Source organism: Pseudomonas sp. EZ-C24 (genome assembly GCF_014525325.1).
GTDB classification, from domain to species: domain Bacteria; phylum Pseudomonadota; class Gammaproteobacteria; order Pseudomonadales; family Pseudomonadaceae; genus Aquipseudomonas; species Aquipseudomonas shirazensis.
Genome location: NZ_JACDIU010000014.1, coordinates 679,680 through 700,812, shown reverse-complemented (window position 1 = coordinate 700,812; position 21,133 = coordinate 679,680). Strand labels below are relative to the sequence as shown.

The window sequence follows — 21,133 nt, the reverse complement described above, 5'->3', positions numbered from 1 at the left end:
TTCATACGCGGGTATGTCCGTAATATCAATGTCGGTAGGGAGCTTGTTTCGTGGTTCATCAGTCTCAGATCGTATTACAGTCTGCCAGTAGCCCCATTCAAATAAGAACATTAGAGGGTCTCCGATACGGCATTAATAAATGATGCAAGTTCTTCTTGGTCTAGCTCATAAAATTTGGTGTTTTTGCTTCGGCTGAAGCAGCATTTTTCACACCATTTCTCCAGTTCGTTCTCATCTATTACCAAGAGTGTAAACGTCATTCCGATAGCTACTACGCCACCTATCCACCCCATTCGACTTAATAGCAATAGCAGTGCGCGATTCCCTGCTAGGGTCTTGGAGAATGCAGCCAAAAGTTTCGCGGGGCCGCTTATGTGTTTACTAGATGCATTTAGTGCTAGCCGCCGGAAGTAGGCGCCTGCTTGGGAGAACGCGATTCCTCCTTGCCCGCTCAGAAGGATAAAGGTCGCGAAAGCCCTCGTTGAGTAGGCTCCGGCTAACATGCCTTTTTTGAGATCGCGTGTATCTCTGTAATTGGCGCCTGCGCTGAGGGCATCGTTGATGTCCCACGCGATGCTCACTGCTCCTCCTGCGCTGGCCATTGCGGCCCCCCAGACACGATACCGGCCTAGACTAATGCTCGCTCCCCTCGCCGAGGCACTCCTCCTTTCAAGAGATGCCAGTGCTTGCTCTGTCCCCACAGCCAACAACTCCATCCCCGCCGCCGCACTCGTCAACGCCCCCGCAGCCACCTCGCTCCAGAACCGTCGATCCTTATCTTCTCGCCTGCCTTGCAGCAGCAACAGACTCGCTTCCAGCAACAGCAGCGCGCTGCTGACTCGCAGGCGGTAGAAGCTGTTGCTGTGCGCGCCGTTCAGACTGTCGACATAGGCCTGATCAAGCCGGCGCATGATCGGTGCGGCAACGCGGCTCGGTGAGGGGGTGTGGCTGGCTTGGGCGTGTTCGGCCATGCGCAAGTTGAGTGCTTGCTCACCCAGCGAAGCAGTAAGGAGAGTTACCAGACGCCTATGCAGTGCTCGGTCTACAGCGTTGGGCGCACCGGCGCTCAGGGCTTCACGCCCTAGATGACCAATCCATGCAAGTGCGCCGGCAGTATTGACGTGGCCATGTTGGGCTAACCGCTCCAAATGGCTGTCGATTGCGCCGAATTGAGCTGCCAGTGCCTTGGCTTGTTGCAGTGCGGTTTCCAGTTTTTGCCAGTCGTCCGCTGGCCCGTGGAGAATGCGCATATCGCTTTGGGTCTTTGCCAGTACCTCGGCAACCGATTTCTGATTGAACACATAAGCGCGCATGGCCAAGTTGCTCGCTTCAACTTCGCCGCTCTGCCACCAACGGCTGAGCAACTGCGCGCCTTTGACGGTGCCTTCCATACCCAGCACGCAGAGGCCGGTCTGGTGTGCAAAGCACAGACCGCTGGTGAGGTCTTCCTGGTCATAGAGGTCCAGCGCTGCAAGCAGGCGCGGATGCTGCAGCCACATCAGGTGGTCGCCTGCCCGGGCATCAGCCTGGCGTTGCGCTTCGCGGCTGACGGTCTCGAACCAGCCCAGCTGAACGTGCATGGCGGGCAGATCGACTCTTGGCAAGTAGCGCTCTTCGAAAGCCTTGGCAAACTCGCCAGTGGCAGCACGCGCTTCGAGATCCTTGCGCTTGAACTGCGCATCAACTTCAAGAATGCCTTCGCGTGTCTGCGCCCACCATTCGCGGGTTGGACCGGGCGGCAGGCTTTGTGCGCCATCTGTCAGGTACTCCCGCAGGCTCTGCGTGTGGCGGCTCAGCAGCGCGCCGACCTTGCGCTCACTGAACTCGGCGTGCAGTTGAGTGAACGCTTGTGCCACCAGCACCTTGCGCTCGTTGCTGATCCCCGGCTGCTCTGGTTCAGCGCCGGGGGTGGTGGTTTCCAGCCAGCCTTTGAGGTGTTCCAGGCCCGCGTTGCGCCAGGCATTGAGATCCTGGGTAATGCCGATCGCGTCTTCCACCACGATGGCGATACCTCGCGGCGTATCGCTGTTCGGCTTTGGCTTGAGCATCTGCCGAGAGGCCACCAGCGACATGATCTTCGGCGTCGAAGACAGCTGTGCGTCAAGCATCTTGCGCAGGTCTGGATCGTTCTCTGCGGCGAAATCGGCCACCAGGTCGAGTTGCCCATAAGTCAGTACATGGGATTCAGGGACCGAGCAGGAGGGTGCGGCATACTTGGCCACGTTCACAGCCGGCAAGCTGGAAGCCTGGTGGAACAGCCGCATCAGCGTAGCTCTGCTCAGTGGGTCAGGGCTGTAGAACAGCCGCAGCCCGATCAGGTCATCGACATCGTGGATAGTCAGGGCCCATGCCAGGTTGCGCGTCACGTCCTGCGCCGTCAGCGAGGCCGGCGGGGCTTGCCAGGGGTCATCGAAGCTGGAGATGGCCAGTGAGCCATCTGCCGAAATGCGGAAAGGGTCAAGAAATAACAACCTGTTGCCTATTCGGCGAGCTTCCATGACGTAAAGAAATCCTTCACGCAGTGGCCGTATCGCGTAGGCAGCCTGAGTCAAGGCGCCAGCCTGATGCGCGTGATGCAGGTTGTCTGGCAATTGCGGCAGGCGCTCGCGCAAGCCGGAGTTGCCGCCGACGGCGGCGTAGCGCAGTGGCAGAATGGTGAAGCTGCGGGTGCAACTGACTGCAGGGCCTGCGGCTAACGGTACGCTGAGGGCCTCGCAGGCAGCCCGATTAATAGCGAAGAGCTTGTCCATGCTGATCATGGTGGCGTCCTTATCGAGGCTGGCAGGAGAGGGGCGCTTGCAGGGCGTCTGCCAGCGGGCGTTTGAGCTCGCTTGCTTCGGCAACGGCCTGCGTCCATGCGGCCGACTCAGCCAGCGCATCGCCGTTGAGGGTCATCATGGTCACGTAGCTGATCAGGTCCTGCTGGCGGCTCAGGCCAGCTTTGCGAGCTGCACGCAAATGCGCGCGAGCAATGCCTAGGCGAATGGCGTGGCATTGGCCGGTCATGCCCGCAGCTGCCATCGCTGTGCCGATGGCGTCGGCCAAGGTGTATTCCAGCGGGTCGCCGGTCAGCGCCTGCCAGCACGCGGAGTCCAGCTCGAAGGCGTTGCCTTGGCTGATCGGCGCGCGATCCTCTCCCTCGAGGCATACCCAGCGCTCGCGACCTGGGTCAGGTACCGGTAGCCATATTTTATGGATAGGCGCGAGCCACTCGCGTACCGCCGGCAAGTCGCGCCGTGCATGCAGAGCCTGGAGACTGCGTGCGATGTGCCAACGCAGCAGGTAGCTATTGCCATCAGGCGCGACCGTGCGATTGGCCTGGCTCAGGTGCACGAGCAGTTCTGGCGGCGGCATCGAACTGACGATCCACGCGCAGATGCCCTCTTTGCCGTAGTGTTCGACATCCCAGTAGTTGCCCCACTGACCGTCCAGGCCATAGTCGGGCGCTGGAGTGATCAACCGTGGTCCAAGCGCCTGCAGGTTGGCGAATTCGGGCTGCTGAAGTAATGGCAGCGCGTATTCCTTGATACGGCGCAGCAGTTCGCTGCGATCTCGCTCGCTCAAGCGGCTTATCTCGACGATGCCAGTCAGGCGGTAACGCGGGTTGCGCAGTACTTCGACGATCTCGTTTCCAAGATTGGTGGCCGTTGTGGTCATGCGTTGACCCCTTCGAGGCGGACAACACTGCGCCCCTCTTGAATCGCTTTGAGCAGGCAACTCACGCAGACAGGCTCACCCGGCTCAGGCTTGCCGCTGATGCTGAAGGCGTAGGAACTCCCCTCAGGTGCTTGACCGATAGGCCCTTTGAAATTTATCGCGACACCGTCGAGGGTTATCCCGGAAGCATCCAGGCGTAACGTGCCGCCCGGCGATTTGACCGAGAAGCTGCCAGCGACCTCGATCTCGAAGTCCTGGGTCTGGTAGCGAATCGCTTGGCCGGCTTTCAGGTCGACGTGGCCAGCGACCTGTTGTTCGAGGTGCCCGCCGATATCGACGGTGTGGTTGGCAGCTGTGGTGTCGCGGCGGTGGTTGCCGACCTGCTCGATGCGGTCCTGAGCGATAGTGATGCTGTGGTGGCGGCCGATTTCGAGGACGTCATCGCGACCAGTTTGATGCTGACGATCCTGGCCAATCGAAACCTTTTCATCATTGCCGATCGACTCTGTGCGGTCATGGCCGACGCTGAGGGTTTCGTCACGCTCGACTTGCTCGGCGCGATCATTGCCGACTTTGGTGGTTTCGTTGTGCCGGACCACGTTGTTCTGGTCTTTCTGGGCGTGAATGAACACCTCTTGCCGGTCCAGCTCATCCTCGAAGCGCAGCTCATTGAAGCCTTGCCCTTTGTGGGTCTGGCTTTTGATGGTCATACGGGTCTTGTGCTGCGGCAAATCATAGGGCGGCAGCTGGTTGGCGCAGTAGGTGCGGCCGGTAATCAATGGCTGATCGGGATCGGCATTGACGTATTGAACGATCACTTCCTGGCCGACTCGCGGTATGGCCATCGATCCCCAACTGCCACCTGCCCAGCCCTGGGCAACGCGGATCCAGCACGAGCTGAACTGGTTGTCCTTGCTTTCTCGGTCCCAGGGAAAGCTGACCTTGACCCGCCCCCACTGGTCGCAATAAATCTCTTCCTCGGGCGGCCCGACCACCGTCGCCATGTGCGGCCCGTCAATGCGCGGCCTGGCCAACAAAGCGGGCTTCCAGTCGATGCGGCCCGGTACCAGCTCAGCATGCTGGACATAGTGTGTGCCCTGATCGGCATCCGCCGCCTCTTCCTGCAGACTGGTGAACTGGCTGCCGACGTGACGCACGCTGATCACCCGCCAGTGGGCGTTGAGGTCCTCACGGGGATGATCGATCAAATTGAAGCTAAGCCCAGGTTGCAGACGAACATCGTCGCCTTCGACTTCAGCCAGGCGCACCGCGTGGCGGCGTGCGGTCAGCCGCGTCTGGGTGAACGGCTTGCCAACCACATCGAGGTTGTAGCGACCGGGATAGTCGAAGCGTTCGTACTTGTTGCAGGGCAGCTTCCACTGGCTGGCAACCACCCCGTGTTGTTGGCGGTAGGCTGGCCGCAGGAAGGTATAGTCGCGCTGCTGCTGGTGGGTGGTTGCCACCTGCTCGCAATAGCGAAGCCTGCGCAGGCAAGGGCCGGCGGGATCGCCGCCACTGTTGGAGTGGTACAGCACGCTGAGCGGGTCGGCGGTGCCATCCTCGGCATAGCTGCGTAGATCGTCTGCGGGCTTGATGACGCTTCTGTTGATCTGCCCGAGGCTCATCACCCGGTCGGTCACGCGCAGGGTGTGGGCAGTAGCGCTGTGGTCAAAGCTGTAGATGTAGCCTTCTTCTGCAGCCAGACGTGCAATGAAGTCGAGGTCGGTTTCGCCGGCTTGCACGCAAAACTCGCGGACCTGGTGGTCGCACGTGGTGCTGAATTCGATCTGGGTCAGGCCTTGGCGCTTGAACATGACCTCGAGGATCTGCGCTGCGCTCTGCTGCTGGAAGATTCGCCAGTTGGAGCGCAGGCGTGCGCGTGCCAGTTGTGGTTCGATGACAGCTTGATAGCGGGTGCGATAGAAACCACTTTCGCCCTGGCTAAGGCTGCTGATCAAACCATGCACGTAGCGTACTGGCTGCTGGTCGCGGCAAATGGTGAACAGCGCTGGCTTGTCAATCAGCTCGGCGAAATCGACATCAGCTCGGTAGCTGATCAGCTCCAGCGTGAGCTTGAAAGGCGTGCTGAGGGTTTCTTCGAGGGTGAACGACACCACTTCGAACGGCGTGCGGCTGGCCAGAGGCTCGAAGCGGAAGCTCAGGTCGGATTGGCTGGGCATGGGACGTCCTTTTCAGCGTCTGCAAGCGTCGCCGATAGGGCCGATGAGTTGCCGACGGGGCTGGGGGCGGGCCGCTGTTTTCACGGCTTTGATTGCCTGCCAACCATACCGGGGTAGGGCTTTTGAGGGACCTATCCGGCTTCTGATAAGGGCGTAGGAAAATTCGCTATCGAGGGTGAAAGGCTACCCGGCTGGCTACCTAGGCCCGACGCGTCGGCAGCAACGCCAACGTAACCCCACCGAGCACCACCAGCGAAGTCAGGCCCAAGCGCCAGGTCAGTGGCTCGCCGAGCAACAACACCCCACCAAGCGCTGCCAGCACCGGCACACTCAACTGCATGGTCGCCGCCTGCTGCGAGCTGATGCACCTGACCACGCTATACCAGAGGCTGTAACCGGCACCGGAGGCCAGCACGCCGGATCCGAGCGCATACAGCACGCCTTCGCCGCTCCAGTGCAGCGATGCGCCGCTCAGCGCCATTGCCACAACAGCGCCAAGCACCAGCGGCAAGCTGCGCAGGAAGTTGCCTGCAGTTGCCGCCAGCGGGTCGGCTGACCCTTTGCCCAGCAGTGAATACGCGCCCCATGCAATGCCTGCTGTAAGCATGACCAACGCGCTGGCAAGCGGCGGTGCGTCGGTGCCGGGTAACAGCAATGCAAGCAGTCCGGCGAAGGCAATCAACATCCCTAGCAGCACCTTGCGCTGCAGCGGTTCGCCTCGACACATGCCGAAAGCGTACATGCTGATCTGTACTGCCCCGAACAGAATCAGCGCGCCGGTGCCTGCACCCAGTTGCAGGTAGGCGAGCGAGAACAGCCAGGCATAGGCGAACAGGGCCAGTCCTCCGGTCCAGCTGCCTGCCGGATTGCGAGGCCGCCGAGTGCAGTACACCAATGCGGCGAGCACTAGCGCGCCACTGCCGAGCCGGATTGCCGTGAAGGCGGTGGCATCAATGGCGCCGTCGCGCAGGGCCAGACGGCAGAATACCGAGTTGGCGGCAAACGCCAGCAAACTCAGAAGAATGGGCAGCAGCAGCGATCGGTGGGTTACCGGCACGCTGAACGTGGTCTTGTCGTGCATAAGCAACAGTGGCCTGAACGGCTTGGCGAGCAAGCCTGCGTCGGGTGGTCGTGGACGTAGTCTTGCCGGGCTTGGGCTGGACCGCAACGGTACTTTCAAGATGTATTGCTTCGTCAGGTGCACGAATCATCTGTGCCAGGCCTGATTGCTCGACGGCAGATGGCTATCTAAGCTGCAACGGCATTCCACCAACCGAGAAATTGGCCATGTCCGCACGAATCGTTCTGACCGACACCGGCACCACAGATGTACTGCAACTGGATACTGTGCAACCGCAGCAGCCGGGGCCGGGTCAGGTCTGGCTTGAACAGACGGCCATCGGCGTCAACCCGCTCGACCTGCTGCAACGCAAAGGTGCTGCGCCGCTGGTGCTGCCAAGTGGCTTGGGGCTGGAGGGTGCAGGGCGGGTAAAGGCTGTGGGCGAGGGCGTCGCCTCATTGCAGGTTGGCGATCGGGTTGCCTATGCCACCGGCCCGATTGGCAGCTACGCCAGTGGCCGCTTGTACCCGGCCGAGCGTCTGGTCAAGTTGCCGGCCTCGGTCAGTGATGAACAGGCCGCCGCAGTGTTGTTCAAGGGCATCACCGCACAGTACTTGATCAAGACTACCTATTCAGTAGGTCCCGGCAGTCAGCTACTGGTCTACGGTGCTGGTGGCGCGGTGGGCCAGTTGCTGGTGGCGTGGGCCAGGCACTTGGGGGCGACGGTGATTGGTGTTGTGTCCCGGCCTGAAAGTGTCGGTCGCGCACAGGAGGCAGGCTGCGCGCACGTGCTGGTATTTGATGCGGCGACCTTGGCCGCCCAAGTCAAGGAACTGACTGCGGGGCAGGGCGTGGACGTGGTGTATGACAGCATCGGTAAAGTGTCGCTGCAGGCCTCACTGGACAGTCTGCGAACGCGCGGGCTGCTGGTGTCGTTCGGGGCGACCTCGGGTGCCCCTGCACCCATCGAGGTGAGCACGCTCAATGCCAAGGGCTCGCTGTACCTGACACGGCCATCGCTGGCCGCCCATACCCAGACTGCCGAGGAATATCAGCAGCGCGCGGCAGACGTGCTGGAGGCTGTCAGCCAAGGTATCATCCTGCCGCGTATCTGGCGCCGCTACCCGCTGGCTGATGTTGCCCAGGCTCATACGGACCTGGAGCAGGGTCGTTCCGAGGGGGCGCTGATACTGATCCCTTGACCTTGTTTGAGAGCCTGCCCATGGACGCCTTCGACAGCCGCCGCGCGGATGAACTGGCAAGCTTGCTGGCCTTGCACGAGCAAGGTTCATTCGCCGCTGCCGGGCGCCAGCTCGACCGCCACCCGTCGGTGCTGTCGCGGCGTTTGAGTGCGCTCGAGCAGCGCCTGGGAATTCGTCTGGTTGAACGCACTACCCGCCAGTTGCGTTTCACCGATGAGGGCGAGCGACTGGTGCAGCGGCTGCGCCAGGCCAGCCGCTTGATCGATGAAGCCGAACAGGAAGCGGCCGAGGGCGCTGCGACCGTCCGGGGGCGTCTACGCCTGGCGCTGCCGGCGGCGATGGGCAGGCGCTGGCTGAGTGGGCTGCTGGCCGACTTCGTCCTGGCGCATCCGCAGGTAACGATGGAGGTCGAGTACTCAGACCGTTTTGTCGATCTGGTGGCTGAAGGTTTTGACGCGGCAATCCGTATCGGTGAGCTGGCGGACAGCCGGTTGGTGGCAAAAAAGCTCTGCGATCATCTGCGCATTCTGTGCGCATCGCCGGAGTACCTAGCCAAACATCCCACGCTTCAAGTCCCTGCTGACCTTGCTGAGCATAACTGCATGGGTTTCAGTGGCTTGCGCTCGTTTCCTGAATGGAACCTAACGGCCGGCGCGCGGCATGTAAGCGTCAAGGTCTCAGGTTCACTGCGCAGCAATGACAATGAAGCCTTGCTGGAGGCTGCCCGCCGGGGTGTCGGCATTATCGCTGGCGGCGACTGGTTGATGATCGAAGACCTGGCCGCCGGCAGGCTGGTACGCGTGCTGCCAGACTGGCAACTGGATGTCACGGCCGGAATCTACCTGGTACGGCCCTCGGCGCGATTGCACACTGCAGCCGTCGGCTCACTCAAGGACTGGCTACAGCGCTCATTCCATTCAGGGCCACCATGGCGAATCAAGGCCTAGAATATTTATCAGAAAGTTCTTATAAGTTACTGATTTATGGCGTTATCGCTTGGCAATAGCGTGTTGCACGCATTGGTCATAATAGGTTTTCTTGATGGCCGCAGGCTTGAGTCGGGAGCGGCTGTTGTAGGTCTGTTCCGTGATCCCGAAGGCGGTCATGCGCATCCACGGTTTGGGGAACTTGCGCGCCTGCAGGCGCTTGCGCGTGGCGTACACGTTGACCCCGGAAAGCTTGGCTTGCTGCGCCTCAGCGGCAATCTGCGACCCCCAGCTACACACGTTGCGATCGTTCTGGCTCAAGGCTTTGGCCTGGCCTGTGATAGCGAAGGTCGCCAGCAGGCAGCCGGCCATGGTTGCTAGAAATACCCGCATGATGCTGTCCTAAGCTTCTGAAGGAGAACGAAGTTTGCCTTCGCTTTCGAGGTTTGGGGGCCAGCAATTTGCCGCCATCCAGCACGGACGCCGAGGTACGAAACAGGCAGTGCCAAAGTATCAATAAAAACCCGCAGTCTGCGTATGTGATCGTACAACTGCTTGCGCTATCATGGTGCCTGTCTCTCAAGGTGAACTACAGGGCATGACAGAGCAGCAGGTACAGGCAAGGACCCGGCGCAAGCCGCGCAGTCTGGCCCAGGAATTGGTCACGGTGCTGACCGAACGCATCCGCAGTGGTCAGCTCAAGCGCGGCGACAAGCTGCCGACCGAGTCGCAGATCATGGCTGAGGAAGGCGTCAGCCGCACCGTAGTGCGTGAGGCTATCTCGCGGCTGCAGGCTGCCGGGCAGGTCGAGACCCGTCACGGTATCGGCACATTCGTGCTCGAGGCCTCACCTGGCAGTGGCTTTCGCATCGATCCCGCCACCGTGGTCACCCTGCGTGAAGTGCTCGCGGTGCTGGAGCTACGCATCGCCCTGGAGATCGAGTCTGCCGGGCTGGCGGCGCAGCGCCGTACCGACGAGCAGTTGAGCGGGATGCGTGCGGCCCTGGATGAGATCAACGAAGGCGCTGCGCACGCGTCCGATGCGGTATCGGCAGACTTCCAGTTCCACCTGCGGATCGCCCAGGCCAGCGGCAATCATTATTTCGCCGACATCATCAATCACCTCGGCACCAGCATCATCCCGCGCACGCGGCTCAATTCGGCGCGTATTGCCCAGGATGACCAGGCGCATTACATGAGCCGTCTGCGCCACGAGCACGAAGCGATCTACGAGGCGATTGTGCGGGGCGATAGCGAAGGGGCGAAGATGGCGATGCGCATGCATCTGTCCAATAGCCGTGAGCGGCTGCGCCAGGCGCATGAGGCGGCAGAGGCGCAAGGGGTGTAGATTTCTGGGGCCGCGCAGCGGCCCCAAAAAGCTTAAAGCGAGCCGTCACTCCACTGCCCATTCACCAACCGACGCAACCCCAGCGGATTGCCATCCTTGAGCGCCTCAGGCAGCAACGCCTGCGGGTAGTTCTGGTAGCACACCGGCCGCAGGAAGCGATCGATCGCCAATGTCCCCACCGAGGTCCCGCGCGCATCCGAAGTTGCCGGATATGGCCCGCCGTGGACCATCGCATCGCAGACCTCAACGCCAGTCGGATAGCCGTTGACCAGGATCCGGCCAACTTTCTCTTCCAGCAGCGGGACCAGCCAGGCATACGCCTCGAAGTCTTCTGCCTCGCCGATCAGGGTTGCGGTCAACTGGCCACGCAGGCCTTGCAGGGCTGCGCGCAGTTGCTCGTTGTCCTGCACCTCGACCGCCACGGTGGCCGGGCCAAACACCTCTTCCTGCAGCAGTGGATCGGCATTGACCAGCAGGCTGGCGTCCGCTTTGAACAGCTGCGCACGCGCCTGTGAGCCTTCCTGCGCCTGACCCGCCAGGTGCTCGATGCCGGCATGAGCCTGTAGATGCTCAAGGCCGCTGACATAGCTGCGCAGGCCGCCGGCATTGAGCATGGTTTGCCCGGCCTGAGCGTCCAGCGCCTCGCCAACATTGGCCAGCAGAGTGCTGAACTCAGCAGAACGCAGGCCAATGACCATGCCTGGGTTGGTGCAGAACTGCCCCGCGCCCATGCACACCGAGCCTGCCAGCTCGCGGGCGATGGCTTCGCCACGCTTGGCCAGCGCGCCCGGCAGGACGATCACCGGGTTGATGCTCGACATCTCGGCAAATACCGGGATTGGCTGCGCACGTTCTGCGGCTATGCGGCACAGTGCGTCGCCGCCTTTGAGCGAGCCGGTGAAGCCAACCGCCTGGATCGCTGGATGCTTGACCAGCCACTCACCGACGCCGCCACCGAAGACCATGTTGAACACGCCTTTGGGCATGCCGGTGCGCTCGGCGGCGCGGGTGATCGCGCAACCGACCAGGTCGGCCGTGGCCATGTGGCCGCTATGCGCCTTGAACACCACCGGGCAGCCTGCGGCCAATGCTGCTGCGGTGTCGCCGCCAGCGGTGGAGAAGGCCAGCGGGAAGTTGCTTGCGCCAAACACCGCGACCGGGCCGACACCAATACGCATCTGGCGTAGATCGACCCGCGGCAAGGGTTGACGATCAGGCAGGGCCAGATCGATGCGCGCACCGAGGTAGTCGCCACGGCGCAGCACCTGTGCAAACAGGCGCATCTGGCCGCTGGTGCGGCCGCGCTCACCCTGGATGCGGGCAGCGGGCAGGGCGGTCTCGCGGCAGACAATGGCGACAAAGGCGTCGTCCAGTTCGTCCAGCTCGGCAGCGATGGCATCGAGGAACTCGGCGCGACGGGCAGGTGCCAGCTGGCGGAATTCAACGAATGCTGCGGCGGCAGCGCGGGCGGCCTGGTCCACTTCGGTCTCGGTGGCCTGCACGAAGCTGTACGGCAGCGCTTCGCCAGTAGTGGCGTCCAGGCTATGCAGGCGTTGGCTGCCAGCGGCGCTGCGCTGGCCGTTGATGAAGTTGTGGCCAAGAATCTCAGGCATGTCTTGCTCCTGTTGAAGTACACAATGGATAGGACAGATCCCTCTGCGGCCCACGCTGCAAGCGCGGCGGCAGAGGGCAAAGCGATCAGGTGATCGGTGCCGGGTTGAACAGGGTGATGTCGTTGTGCAGGCGGTGCTGTTCGGCCCAGGTCTGCTTGCGGCCGCTGGCCACGTCCAGGTAGTAATGGAACAGCTCCCAGCCCAACTCTTCGATGCTCGAGCGGCCGGTGGCGATGCGCCCGGCGTCGATGTCGATCAGGTCTGGCCAGCGCTGGGCCAGCTCGGTGCGGGTACACACCTTGACCACCGGCGCCATGGCCAGCCCGTACGGCGTACCGCGGCCGGTGGTGAACACGTGCAGGTTCATCCCCGCCGCCAGTTGCAGGGTGCCGCAGACAAAATCGCTGGCAGGGGTTGCGCAGAAGATCAGGCCCTTGCGCTCGACCCGTTCACCCGGGCCAACCACCCCTTGAATGGCGCCGCTGCCGGACTTGACGATCGAGCCCAGCGACTTCTCGACGATATTCGACAGGCCACCTTTCTTGTTGCCCGGGGTGGTATTGGCGCTGCGGTCGGCCGCGCCTTGCTCCAGGTAACGGTCGTACCAGTCCATCTCGCGCACCAGTGCATCGGCTACGGCCGGTGTTTGCGCGCGGGAAGTAAGCATATAGATGGCATCGCGGACTTCGGTTACTTCCGAGAACAGCACGGTGGCACCGGCGCGCACCAGCAGGTCGGCGGCAAAACCCAGCGCGGGGTTGGCGGTGATACCGGAGAAGGCATCGCTGCCGCCGCATTGCATGCCCAGGATCAGCTCTGCGGCCGGCACGGTCTCGCGGCGGCGCTGGTCGAGCTTGATCAGGCGCGCTTCGGCCAGCGCCATGATCTGTTCGATCATTTCGACAAAACCGAGGCTGGCGTCCTGCAGGCGGTACAGCCACGGGTCGCTGAGGTCTACCGAGGGGTCGTTTTCATGCATGACCTGGCCGGCCTGCAGTTTCTCGCAGCCCAGGCTGATAACCAGCGCTTCGCCGCCCAGGTTCGGGTTACGCGCCAGGTTGCGCACGGTGCGGATCGGGATGTAGGCATCACGGGCATTGATTGCCACGCCGCAGCCATAGCTGTGGGTCAGTGCCACCACATCATCGACATTGGGGTATTTGGGCAGCAACTCGCTGCGGATGCGTTTGACCGCATGGTCGAGCACGCCGGTCACGCATTGCACGGTGGTGGTGATGCCAAGAATATTACGCGTACCGACGGTGCCGTCGGCGTTGCGGAACCCTTCAAAGGTAAAACCCTCCAGCGGCGGCAGAGGGGCAGGGACGGCGTCACAGCGCGGCAGGCTGTCGAGTTCGGGGGCGGCGGGCATCGCCAGCTGGCTTTCCTGCACCCAGCTGCCTTTGCGTAGGGGTTCCAGGGCATAGCCGATGATCTGCCCGTAGCGCCGCACCGGTTCGCCCTGGGCGATATCCAGCGTGGCGACCTTGTGGCTTTGTGGTACTGCTTCAACCAGAGTCAGGCCGTCGGCAAAGCGGGCGCCTTCGCCCAAACCACCGTCGTTGACCACCACCACTACGTTGTCATCCTCGTGCAGGCGCACGTAGCGGGGCGAGTCGGAAGTTTCGATCAGCTGCATGTTCAGGCCCTTCTTGTAGTTATCTCAGGCTTTGTTCGAGACGCCTGCACCCGCTTCAGCAGGTGCAGGCGCAATCACTCAGTGGCGCGAGCTGGCCAGTTCGCTGCTGGCCGGCTGAGCCGGTTCATCGTTGGGCACGTCACGCAGCTCGATACGTTTGATCGGGCCGACGATCACCAGGTAGCTCAGCACCGCTATCAGGGCGTTGGCACCGACATACACCAGTGCCCACTTGAACGAGCCAGTAGCACTGATGATGTAACCGATGATGATCGGCGTGGTGATCGAGGCGATGTTGCCGAAGGTGTTGAACATGCCGCCGGACAGCCCGGCGATCTGCTTGGGCGAGGTGTCCGATACCACCGCCCAGCCCAGCGCACCAAGGCCTTTGCCGAAGAACGCCAGGGCCATGATCGCCACCACCATCCATTCGGCGTCGACGTAGTTGCAAATGACCATGCTGGTAGAGAGCAACAGGCCGACCACGATCGGCGCCTTGCGGGCGAAGGTCAGTGAATGACCACGACGCAGCAGACCATCAGACAATACGCCACCCAATACACCGCCGACGAAGCCGCAGATCGCTGGCAACGAGGCGATAATGCCCGCCTTGAGGATCGACATGCCGCGTTCCTGCACCAGATACACCGGGAACCAGGTCAGGAAGAAGTAGGTGATGCCGTTGATGCAGTACTGGCCAAGATAGATACCGACCATCATGCGACTGCTCAGCAGTTGCTTGATGTAGGCCCACTTCGGCCCGCTGGCGCCGGCTGCCTTGGGTTTATCCATGTCGACCAGGCCGCCGTTGCGCTCGATATGGTCGAGTTCTTCGGCACTGATCATCGGGTGTTCTTTAGGGTTGTAGATCAGCTTCATCCAGGCCGCCGAGAAGGCGATACCCAGTACGCCCATGACCACGAATACGTGTTCCCAGCCCCAGGCATGGACGATCCAGCCCATCAGCGGTGCGAACAGGACCGTGGCGAAGTACTGCGCCGAGTTGAAGATGGCCGATGCGGTGCCGCGTTCAGCAGTCGGGAACCAGGCCGCCACAATGCGGGCGTTACCGGGGAACGACGGCGCCTCGGCAAAACCGACCATGAAGCGCAGCATGAACAGGGCGATGATCGCGTTGGCCACCGGTAGGTAACCGACAAAGCCCTGCAGCACAGTGAACAGCGACCAGGTAAAGATACTGAAGGCGTAAACCTTCTTTGAACCGAAGCGGTCGAGCAGCCAGCCGCCGGGGATTTGCCCGAGCACGTAGGCCCAGCCGAAGGCCGAGAAGATATAACCGAGGGTGACCGCGTCTATCCCTAAATCTTTCTGCAGACTGGAGCCAGCGATCGAAATGGTCGCTCGGTCTGCATAGTTGATCGTGGTCACGACGAAGAGCATGAACAAGATCAGATAACGTACATGCGTTTTTTTCGTCGCTTGCATGAAGGTGTACTCCCACTAGTTATTTTTGTGCGGGGATCGATAAGACCGGAGCGGGCGTGGCCTCGCTCCGGTTGCGGCATTGGCAGGCCGCGGAGTCGCTTATTGCGGGCCCATCTTGTCCATAAGGGCGGCGAGCATTTCATACTCTTCGCCGGTCAGGTCGGTCAGTGGCGAACGCACTGGGCCTGCGTCGTAACCGGCGATCTTGGCGCCGGCCTTGACGATGCTGACGGCATAGCCGGCTTTGCGGTTACGGATATCCAGGTACGGCAGGAAGAAGTCATCGATCAGCTTGCCGACGGTGGCGTGATCTTCGCGAGCGATCGCGTGGTAGAAGTCCATCGCGGTCTTGGGCACGAAGTTGAACACCGCCGAAGAGTACACCGGCACACCCAGCGCCTTGTAGGCAGCTGCATACACTTCAGCGGTCGGCAGGCCGCCGAGGTAGCTGAAGCGATCGCCCAGGCGGCGACGGATCGACACCATCAGCTCGATATCGCCCAGGCCATCCTTGTAACCGATCAGGTTCGGGCAACGCTCGGCCAAGCGCTCGAGCAGCGGCGCGGTCAGGCGGCAGACGTTACGGTTGTAAACCACTACACCGATCTTGACCGACTTGCACACGGCTTCAACGTGGTCGGCTACACCGTCCTGGCTGGCTTCGGTCAGGTAGTGCGGCAGCAGCAACAGACCTTTGGCACCCAGACGTTCGGCTTCCTGGGCGTACTCGATGGCCTGGCGAGTAGAACCACCGACGCCGGCCAGAATTGGTACCGAATGCTCGCACGTATCGACTGCAGTCTTGATCACCTGGCTGTACTCGCTGGCGGCCAGGGAGAAGAACTCACCGGTGCCGCCGGCGGCGAACAGCGCAGTCGCGCCATACGGGGCAAGCCATTCCAGACGCTTGATGTAGCCCGCCTGATTGAAGTCGCCCTGGGCATTGAAGTCGGTTACCGGGAACGACAGCAGGCCGTGGGAGAGGATGGACTGCAGCTCTAGTGGATTCATTGTTATTGGTTTCCTGTGGCGCTTTTGGGGTGGTGAATCAATCTGAGAGGTAAGTTATCGTACAACCTAAGAAATGACTAGTCCCTTGCCACAGATTTTTTCTCATAGTCGCTTTCCGCACAAATGCGGCAGGTACTCGCAGGGGGATAGGTGTGAGGTCAGTGCGCGGGATGGAGGGAAATAATAAAGCAGCCGTTAGTCATCATATCTCTGCACGGATGGCAGAAAAAAGGATCGCGGGCACAGGCACACGCCCGCCCCGCGCTGCCACGGTAGGTGTTCTGGGACCAGCAGAGGGTGACCGGGGAAGCGGGGGCGGCCTTGCGCCGCCCCGCGATCAAACTAACGAAGCAGGGACTCAGGCAGCCTGGTTACGCTTGCTGGCCTGGGACTTGCGGACCTGAGCGCGGCAAGCATCGCCAAACGCCTCGAAAATTTTGATCGAGTCAGGGTTTTTCGCCGCTTGCCACTCGGGGTGCCACTGCACAGCGAACAGGAAGGGCGAGATGCTCGGGCCGTGGATGGCTTCGACCAAACCGTCTTCAGCCTGGGCGATTGGCTCAAGGCCCTCACCCAGTTTGCGCAGGCCTTGACCATGCAACGAGTTGACTCGGATCTGGTCAGTGCCCAAGGCATCCCGCAGCCAGCTGCCCGGCTTGATGGTGACGCTGTGCACGGCCTGGTATTGCACTTCAACCGGATCCTCGGGGTTTTCCCTGTGATCGTTGAAGCCCGGCTCGGCGTACACCTTCTGGTAGATATCGCCGCCCAGTGCGACGTTGATTTCCTGCATGCCGCGGCAGATGCCGAAGATTGGCAGGCCACGGGCCAGAGCCAGTTTGACCAGCGGGATGTCGAACAGATCGCGGTTCTTGTCCTGGCCTTTGCCTGGCGTCTCGTTCTCCTGGCCGTACAGGGCCGGGTCGATGTTGCTGCCAGCGCCGGTCAGATAGACGCCGTCGGCCATATCCAGATAACGCTCGAGGTCATCGGTGCCGCAGCAGGTCGGAACCAGCACAGGCAGGCAGTCGGCGAAGTCGACCAGGGGGGTAATGTATTTGTGGGTCATGACCTGATAGTCATGGCCTTTGCGCTCTTGGCTGCCCATGGTCATCAGGACGACGGGTTTGCGGAGGGAAGTTTGCTTGTTGCCAATGTTGCTGTTGGACATATGTCACCTTGGGACAGGTGCTTCCTGTCGATATTGTGCAGGCGCACGGCCTGGGCCTTGTGTGCGGCCTGGAGCCCCGAGCACTGCCGGCTCGCTGAAGGAGGCGATGCCGGTCGGGGCTTGTCTCTAGCTTGCCAGAGCCGTTCGATATGTCAAACGAGGCGTGAGCGCTTTGGCGCCGGTTTCAGGGCGCTTGAGGGAAGCGGAGCCTTGGCTGGCAAGGGTTTGGCAGGGGTTTTGGTAAATATAATTAACGACGCAGTTGGATCATTGCAGCGCTGCAATGATCCAGCCCTTGCACTACGGCTTATCAGTGCAGAATCTGCTTGAGAAATGCCTGGGCCCTGGCAGTTTTGGGTTGGCCAAAAAACGTCTGTGGCGGGCTGTCTTCGATGATCTGGCCACCCTCAAGAAACAGCACACGCTCTGCCACCTGGCGGGCAAAGCCCATTTCATGGGTGACGCAGAGCATGGTCATGCCGGTGCCGGCGAGCTTCACCAGCACATCCAGGACCTCGGCGACCATCTCCGGATCGAGCGCCGAGGTTGGCTCATCGAACAGCATGATCCGCGGCTTCATGCACAGGGCGCGGGCAATCGCCACGCGCTGCTGCTGGCCGCCGGAGAGCTGGCTGGGGTATTTGTCGGCCTGACTGGCGATGCCGACCTTGCTCAGGTACATCCGTGCCCGCTCTTCGGCGTCCTTGCGCGACAGCCCGCGCACGCTGGTTGGGGCCAGCAGGCAGTTGTCGAGCACGCTCATGTGCGGGAACAAATTGAAGTGCTGGAACACCATGCCGATTTCGCTGCGCACCTGAGCGGCCTGACGCGAGGGCTTGGCCAGGTCGATGCCGTCGACATGAACGCTGCCTTGCTCGGCGATCTCCAAGCGGTTGATGCAGCGGATCAAGGTCGATTTGCCTGAACCGGAGGGTCCGCAGAGGACGATACGCTCGCCTTCGCGGACCTGCAGGTTGATATCGCGCAGCACGTGGAAGGCGCCGTAGTGTTTGTTCAAGCCTTTTATGTCGATCAGCACTGGGCGGCTATCGGCTTCAGGGGCAAGGCTGGCAAGGTTCAAAGGTGCGGTCATGTTGTTGTTCTCCCGCTGGTTTAGTCAAAGCGTGCTGCGCGGTAAGGCGCAGGGTCGGTGAACGGCTGCTCGCCGGTCATCATCTCGGCGAGCAGACGGCCGGTCACCGGGCCCAGGGTCAGGCCGTGATGGGCGTGGCCAAAGTTGAACCACAGGCCCTTGTGCCGCGGTGCGGGGCCGATTATCGGGCGCATGTCCGGCAGGCAGGGACGCAGGCCCAGCCAGGGCTGCTCATCCAGGCGTTCGCCGAGCGCGGGGAACAGCCGACGAGCCAGGGCTTCGCAGCGCTGCAACTGGATCTCGTTGGCCGGGGCGTCGCTGGCCGCAAACTCGATGCCGGTAGTCAGGCGGATGCCCTGCGCCATCGGCGCCAGCACATAACCACCCTGGGTGTCGCAGATCGAATGCTGCAGTTGCGCGTCGCCGCGGGTGCCATAGTGCATGTGATAGCCGCGCTTGATGCCCAGCGGAAACCGATAGCCCAGCGGGCCGAACAGCTCGGCCGATTGCGGCCCCAGGCAGACCACCACCTCGTCGGCCGTGACCGCGCCACGCTGGCTCTGCACCTGCCACTGACCGTCAAGCTGGCGCAGGCTGCGTGCATCACCATGGAGGAACTGCCCGCCGCGCTGAACGAACAGCGCGGCATAGCCGCGGGTCAGGCCGCCAGGGTTGCGCACGGTCTTCGGGTCGAGCCAGTGAATGCCGCCTACCACGCCGCCGTCCAGTTGCTGCTCGCGGGCCTGCAGTTGGTCACGTTCGAGGATTTCGTACTGCAGGCCATAGCGCGCCAGGTTTTTTACGTCCTCCTTGGCCTGAGCGAACAGCCTCGGGTCGCGAAACACTTCGATCCAGCCTTTGGCCTGGACCAGTTCGCTCAGCCCGGCAGCGGCAATCAGCGCGTCGTGCTCCTCGACGCTGCGCTGCACCAGCGGCAGCATATCGGCGGCGGCGCCGGCCAGCCGGCCGGGTGCTGACTGGCGCCAGTAACGCAGCAGCCAGGGCGCCGCCTTGGGCAGGTGCAACAGGCTGTAGCGCACATCCGGCTGGCGGTTCAGGCCATAGCGCAGCAGTGCGCCGACGTTGCGCGGGAAGGCATAGGGGATGATGCTGGAGCGTTCGATCAGGCCGGCGTTGCCATGGCTGGTGCCGCTGCCGGGCTGGTCACGGTCGATCAGAACGACCTGGCGGCCGCGCGCTTGCAACTGCAGCGCGGTACTGACACCGACGATCCCGGCGCCCAGAACAATGGTTTGGCAATGCATGGAGCGTATCCTTGGGTCAGTTCAGGTGGCGGCCGAGGCGGCCTTCCAGGTATTTCAGGGTGCGCCGGACGATTTCCACGATCAGCAGGTAGAGCACGGCGGCCCACAGGTAGATCTGGAAGTCGAAGCTGCGTGAAAACGCCAGCTTGGTCACGCCCATCAGGTCGTAGATGGTGACCAGCGAGGCAATCGCACTGGCCTTGATCATCAGGATCAGCTCATTACCCAGCGGGCCTATGGCGACCAGCAGCGATTGCGGCATGACCACCTTGAAGAACGTGGTCGAACGCTTGAGGTTGAGCGCGCGGGCGGCCTCGAACTGGCCTGGGGCGATTGCCAGCAGGCTGCCGCGGAAGATCTCGGCCTGATAGGCGGCCGTGTTCAGGGTGAATGCCAGCAGCGCGCAGTACCAGGCCTCACGGAAGAACCACCACAGCCCGACGTCCTGCCAAAAGTTCTTGAACGAGCCAAGGCCGTAATACAGCAGAAACAGCTGCGCGAGCAGTGGTGAACCGCGGAAGAAGTAGATATAGCCAGCCGCCATGCGATTGAGCACGGTCTTGTTGGAGATCCGCGCCAGCGCCAGCAGCAGGCCAAGCATGGCGCCGAGGGTGAACGAAATGGCCACCAGCTTGGCAGTCACCAGCAGACCATCGATGAAGCGCGGCCCGTAGCGCTGCAGCAGGTCGGGGTCGACCACCAGCGCCAGTAATTGTTCGAAGTTCATGCCCGCGCTCCTTGCAGGTGGCGGCTATAGCGCCGTTCGATGAAGGCAAACACGCGCCCGGACAACGCCGAGAACAGCAGATAGCCCAGGCAGGCGACGCCATAGAAGAACATCGGCTCCTTGGTCACGCTGACGGCGAGGTTGGTCTGGCGCATCAGGTCGACCAGCGAGATAGTCGAGACCAACGACGTGTCCTTTAGCAGCGACAGCCAGTTGTTGGACAGGCCGGGCAGGGCGATCCGGGTCAGTTGCGGCAGTACCACCTTGAAAAAACCGGTGCGTTTGCTCAGCCCCAGGGCCGAGCAGGCTTCGAGCTGGCCCTTGGGCAGGGTCTTGAGCGCCGCCAGCCAGATTTCGCTGGAAAACGCAGCAAACACCAGGCTGAAGGCGATCATGGCGGCCAGGAAGGTATTGATCAGTACCTCACCTTCATAGCCCATCGCCGCCAGCAGCTTTTGTGCCGCGATCTGGCAGCCGTAATAAATGATCAGCAGCGTGAGCAGTTCAGGCAGGCCGCGAAACACCGTAGAAAAGGTGGTAGCCCAGGCCCGCGGCAGGCGCTTGCGTGAGCGCGCGGCCATTGCCACCAGCAGTCCCAGCGGCAAGCCGATCGGCAGGCAGGCCAGCGCCAGTGACACCGTGACCAGCGCGCCGGCCAGCAACGCCGGGCCCCAACCACCGCTGGCAAAAGACAACAAAGACAATTGATCGAGCATGGGTGTTTCCCCAGCCAGGTGAACGTGGCGGCGCGCAAGGCAGGGCGCCCACGGCGCGAAGCCTGCCTTGCGCTGACCG

At 62.0% G+C, this 21,133-nt stretch carries 17 protein-coding genes; 3 read left to right on the top strand and 14 right to left on the bottom strand.

Annotated features, from left to right (window positions below):
* Positions 1 to 110 precede the first annotated feature (110 nt).
* The 4 genes from IDM28_RS12310 to IDM28_RS12295 form a co-directional block, all read right to left on the bottom strand.
* Positions 111 to 2,759 (bottom strand): T6SS effector BTH_I2691 family protein, encoded by a 2,649-nt coding sequence (locus IDM28_RS12310; protein WP_188036077.1) that lies wholly within the window; start codon positions 2,757 to 2,759, stop codon positions 111 to 113.
* 10 nt (positions 2,760 to 2,769) lie between these two features.
* Positions 2,770 to 3,657, bottom strand: a complete 888-nt coding sequence (locus tag IDM28_RS12305) for a DUF4123 domain-containing protein (RefSeq protein ID WP_188036076.1) — start codon at positions 3,655 to 3,657, stop codon at positions 2,770 to 2,772.
* Positions 3,654 to 5,837, bottom strand: a complete 2,184-nt coding sequence (locus tag IDM28_RS12300; RefSeq protein ID WP_188036075.1) for a type VI secretion system Vgr family protein — start codon at positions 5,835 to 5,837, stop codon at positions 3,654 to 3,656. The genes IDM28_RS12305 and IDM28_RS12300 overlap by 4 nt, the downstream gene beginning before the upstream one ends.
* A 199-nt stretch (positions 5,838 to 6,036) precedes the next feature.
* Positions 6,037 to 6,918: a DMT family transporter gene (locus IDM28_RS12295; RefSeq protein WP_188036074.1), complete on the bottom strand. Its 882-nt coding sequence runs from the start codon at positions 6,916 to 6,918 to the stop codon at positions 6,037 to 6,039.
* 206 nt (positions 6,919 to 7,124) lie between these two features.
* Here IDM28_RS12295 and IDM28_RS12290 point away from each other — a divergent pair, with 206 nt between their 5' ends.
* Both IDM28_RS12290 and IDM28_RS12285 read left to right on the top strand, forming a co-directional pair.
* Complete coding sequence (locus IDM28_RS12290; protein WP_188036073.1) at positions 7,125 to 8,099, top strand: quinone oxidoreductase family protein; 975 nt, start codon at positions 7,125 to 7,127, stop codon at positions 8,097 to 8,099.
* Positions 8,100 to 8,119: 20 nt separating this feature from the next.
* The gene (locus IDM28_RS12285) at positions 8,120 to 9,046 is read left to right on the top strand and encodes a LysR family transcriptional regulator (RefSeq protein WP_188036072.1); all 927 of its coding nucleotides are present in this window, start codon (positions 8,120 to 8,122) and stop codon (positions 9,044 to 9,046) included.
* A 42-nt stretch (positions 9,047 to 9,088) separates the two neighbouring features.
* Here IDM28_RS12285 and IDM28_RS12280 read toward each other — a convergent pair whose 3' ends face one another.
* Positions 9,089 to 9,418 carry a hypothetical protein gene (locus IDM28_RS12280; RefSeq protein WP_188036071.1) on the bottom strand — a complete coding sequence of 110 codons (330 nt, stop codon included), beginning with the start codon at positions 9,416 to 9,418 and terminating at the stop codon, positions 9,089 to 9,091.
* A gap of 205 nt (positions 9,419 to 9,623) precedes the next feature.
* On the opposite strand from IDM28_RS12280, the gene IDM28_RS12275 reads away from it, so the two are divergent.
* Positions 9,624 to 10,373, top strand: coding sequence for a FadR/GntR family transcriptional regulator (locus tag IDM28_RS12275; RefSeq protein ID WP_101319755.1), 750 nt, complete (start codon positions 9,624 to 9,626; stop codon positions 10,371 to 10,373).
* Between the two features lie 32 nt (positions 10,374 to 10,405).
* Here the strand turns inward: IDM28_RS12275 and IDM28_RS12270 are convergent, their stop codons facing one another.
* The 9 genes from IDM28_RS12270 to IDM28_RS12230 form a co-directional block, all read right to left on the bottom strand.
* Positions 10,406 to 11,986, bottom strand: coding sequence for an aldehyde dehydrogenase (NADP(+)) (locus tag IDM28_RS12270; RefSeq protein WP_188036070.1), 1,581 nt, complete (start codon positions 11,984 to 11,986; stop codon positions 10,406 to 10,408).
* Positions 11,987 to 12,071: 85 nt separating this feature from the next.
* Complete coding sequence (gene garD, locus IDM28_RS12265) at positions 12,072 to 13,625, bottom strand: galactarate dehydratase (RefSeq protein ID WP_150569135.1); 1,554 nt, start codon at positions 13,623 to 13,625, stop codon at positions 12,072 to 12,074.
* A gap of 78 nt (positions 13,626 to 13,703) precedes the next feature.
* The gene (locus IDM28_RS12260) at positions 13,704 to 15,071 is read right to left on the bottom strand and encodes an MFS transporter (RefSeq protein WP_103437500.1); all 1,368 of its coding nucleotides are present in this window, start codon (positions 15,069 to 15,071) and stop codon (positions 13,704 to 13,706) included.
* Between the two features lie 99 nt (positions 15,072 to 15,170).
* The gene (kdgD, locus tag IDM28_RS12255; protein WP_150569136.1) at positions 15,171 to 16,082 is read right to left on the bottom strand and encodes a 5-dehydro-4-deoxyglucarate dehydratase; all 912 of its coding nucleotides are present in this window, start codon (positions 16,080 to 16,082) and stop codon (positions 15,171 to 15,173) included.
* 358 nt (positions 16,083 to 16,440) lie between these two features.
* Entirely contained in the window at positions 16,441 to 17,253 is an 813-nt protein-coding gene (locus IDM28_RS12250) for a gamma-glutamyl-gamma-aminobutyrate hydrolase family protein (RefSeq protein WP_188036069.1), read from the bottom strand.
* A gap of 310 nt (positions 17,254 to 17,563) precedes the next feature.
* Positions 17,564 to 18,346, bottom strand: a complete 783-nt coding sequence (locus tag IDM28_RS12245) for an amino acid ABC transporter ATP-binding protein (protein WP_101319742.1) — start codon at positions 18,344 to 18,346, stop codon at positions 17,564 to 17,566.
* Between the two features lie 20 nt (positions 18,347 to 18,366).
* Entirely contained in the window at positions 18,367 to 19,611 is a 1,245-nt protein-coding gene (locus IDM28_RS12240; RefSeq protein ID WP_188036068.1) for an NAD(P)/FAD-dependent oxidoreductase, read from the bottom strand.
* Positions 19,612 to 19,627: 16 nt separating this feature from the next.
* Complete coding sequence (locus IDM28_RS12235; RefSeq protein ID WP_188036067.1) at positions 19,628 to 20,338, bottom strand: ABC transporter permease; 711 nt, start codon at positions 20,336 to 20,338, stop codon at positions 19,628 to 19,630.
* A complete protein-coding gene (locus IDM28_RS12230; protein WP_188036066.1) occupies positions 20,335 to 21,054 on the bottom strand; it encodes an ABC transporter permease in 720 nt (239 codons plus the stop codon). Before IDM28_RS12230 ends, IDM28_RS12235 begins: the two co-directional genes overlap by 4 nt.
* Positions 21,055 to 21,133 lie beyond the last annotated feature (79 nt).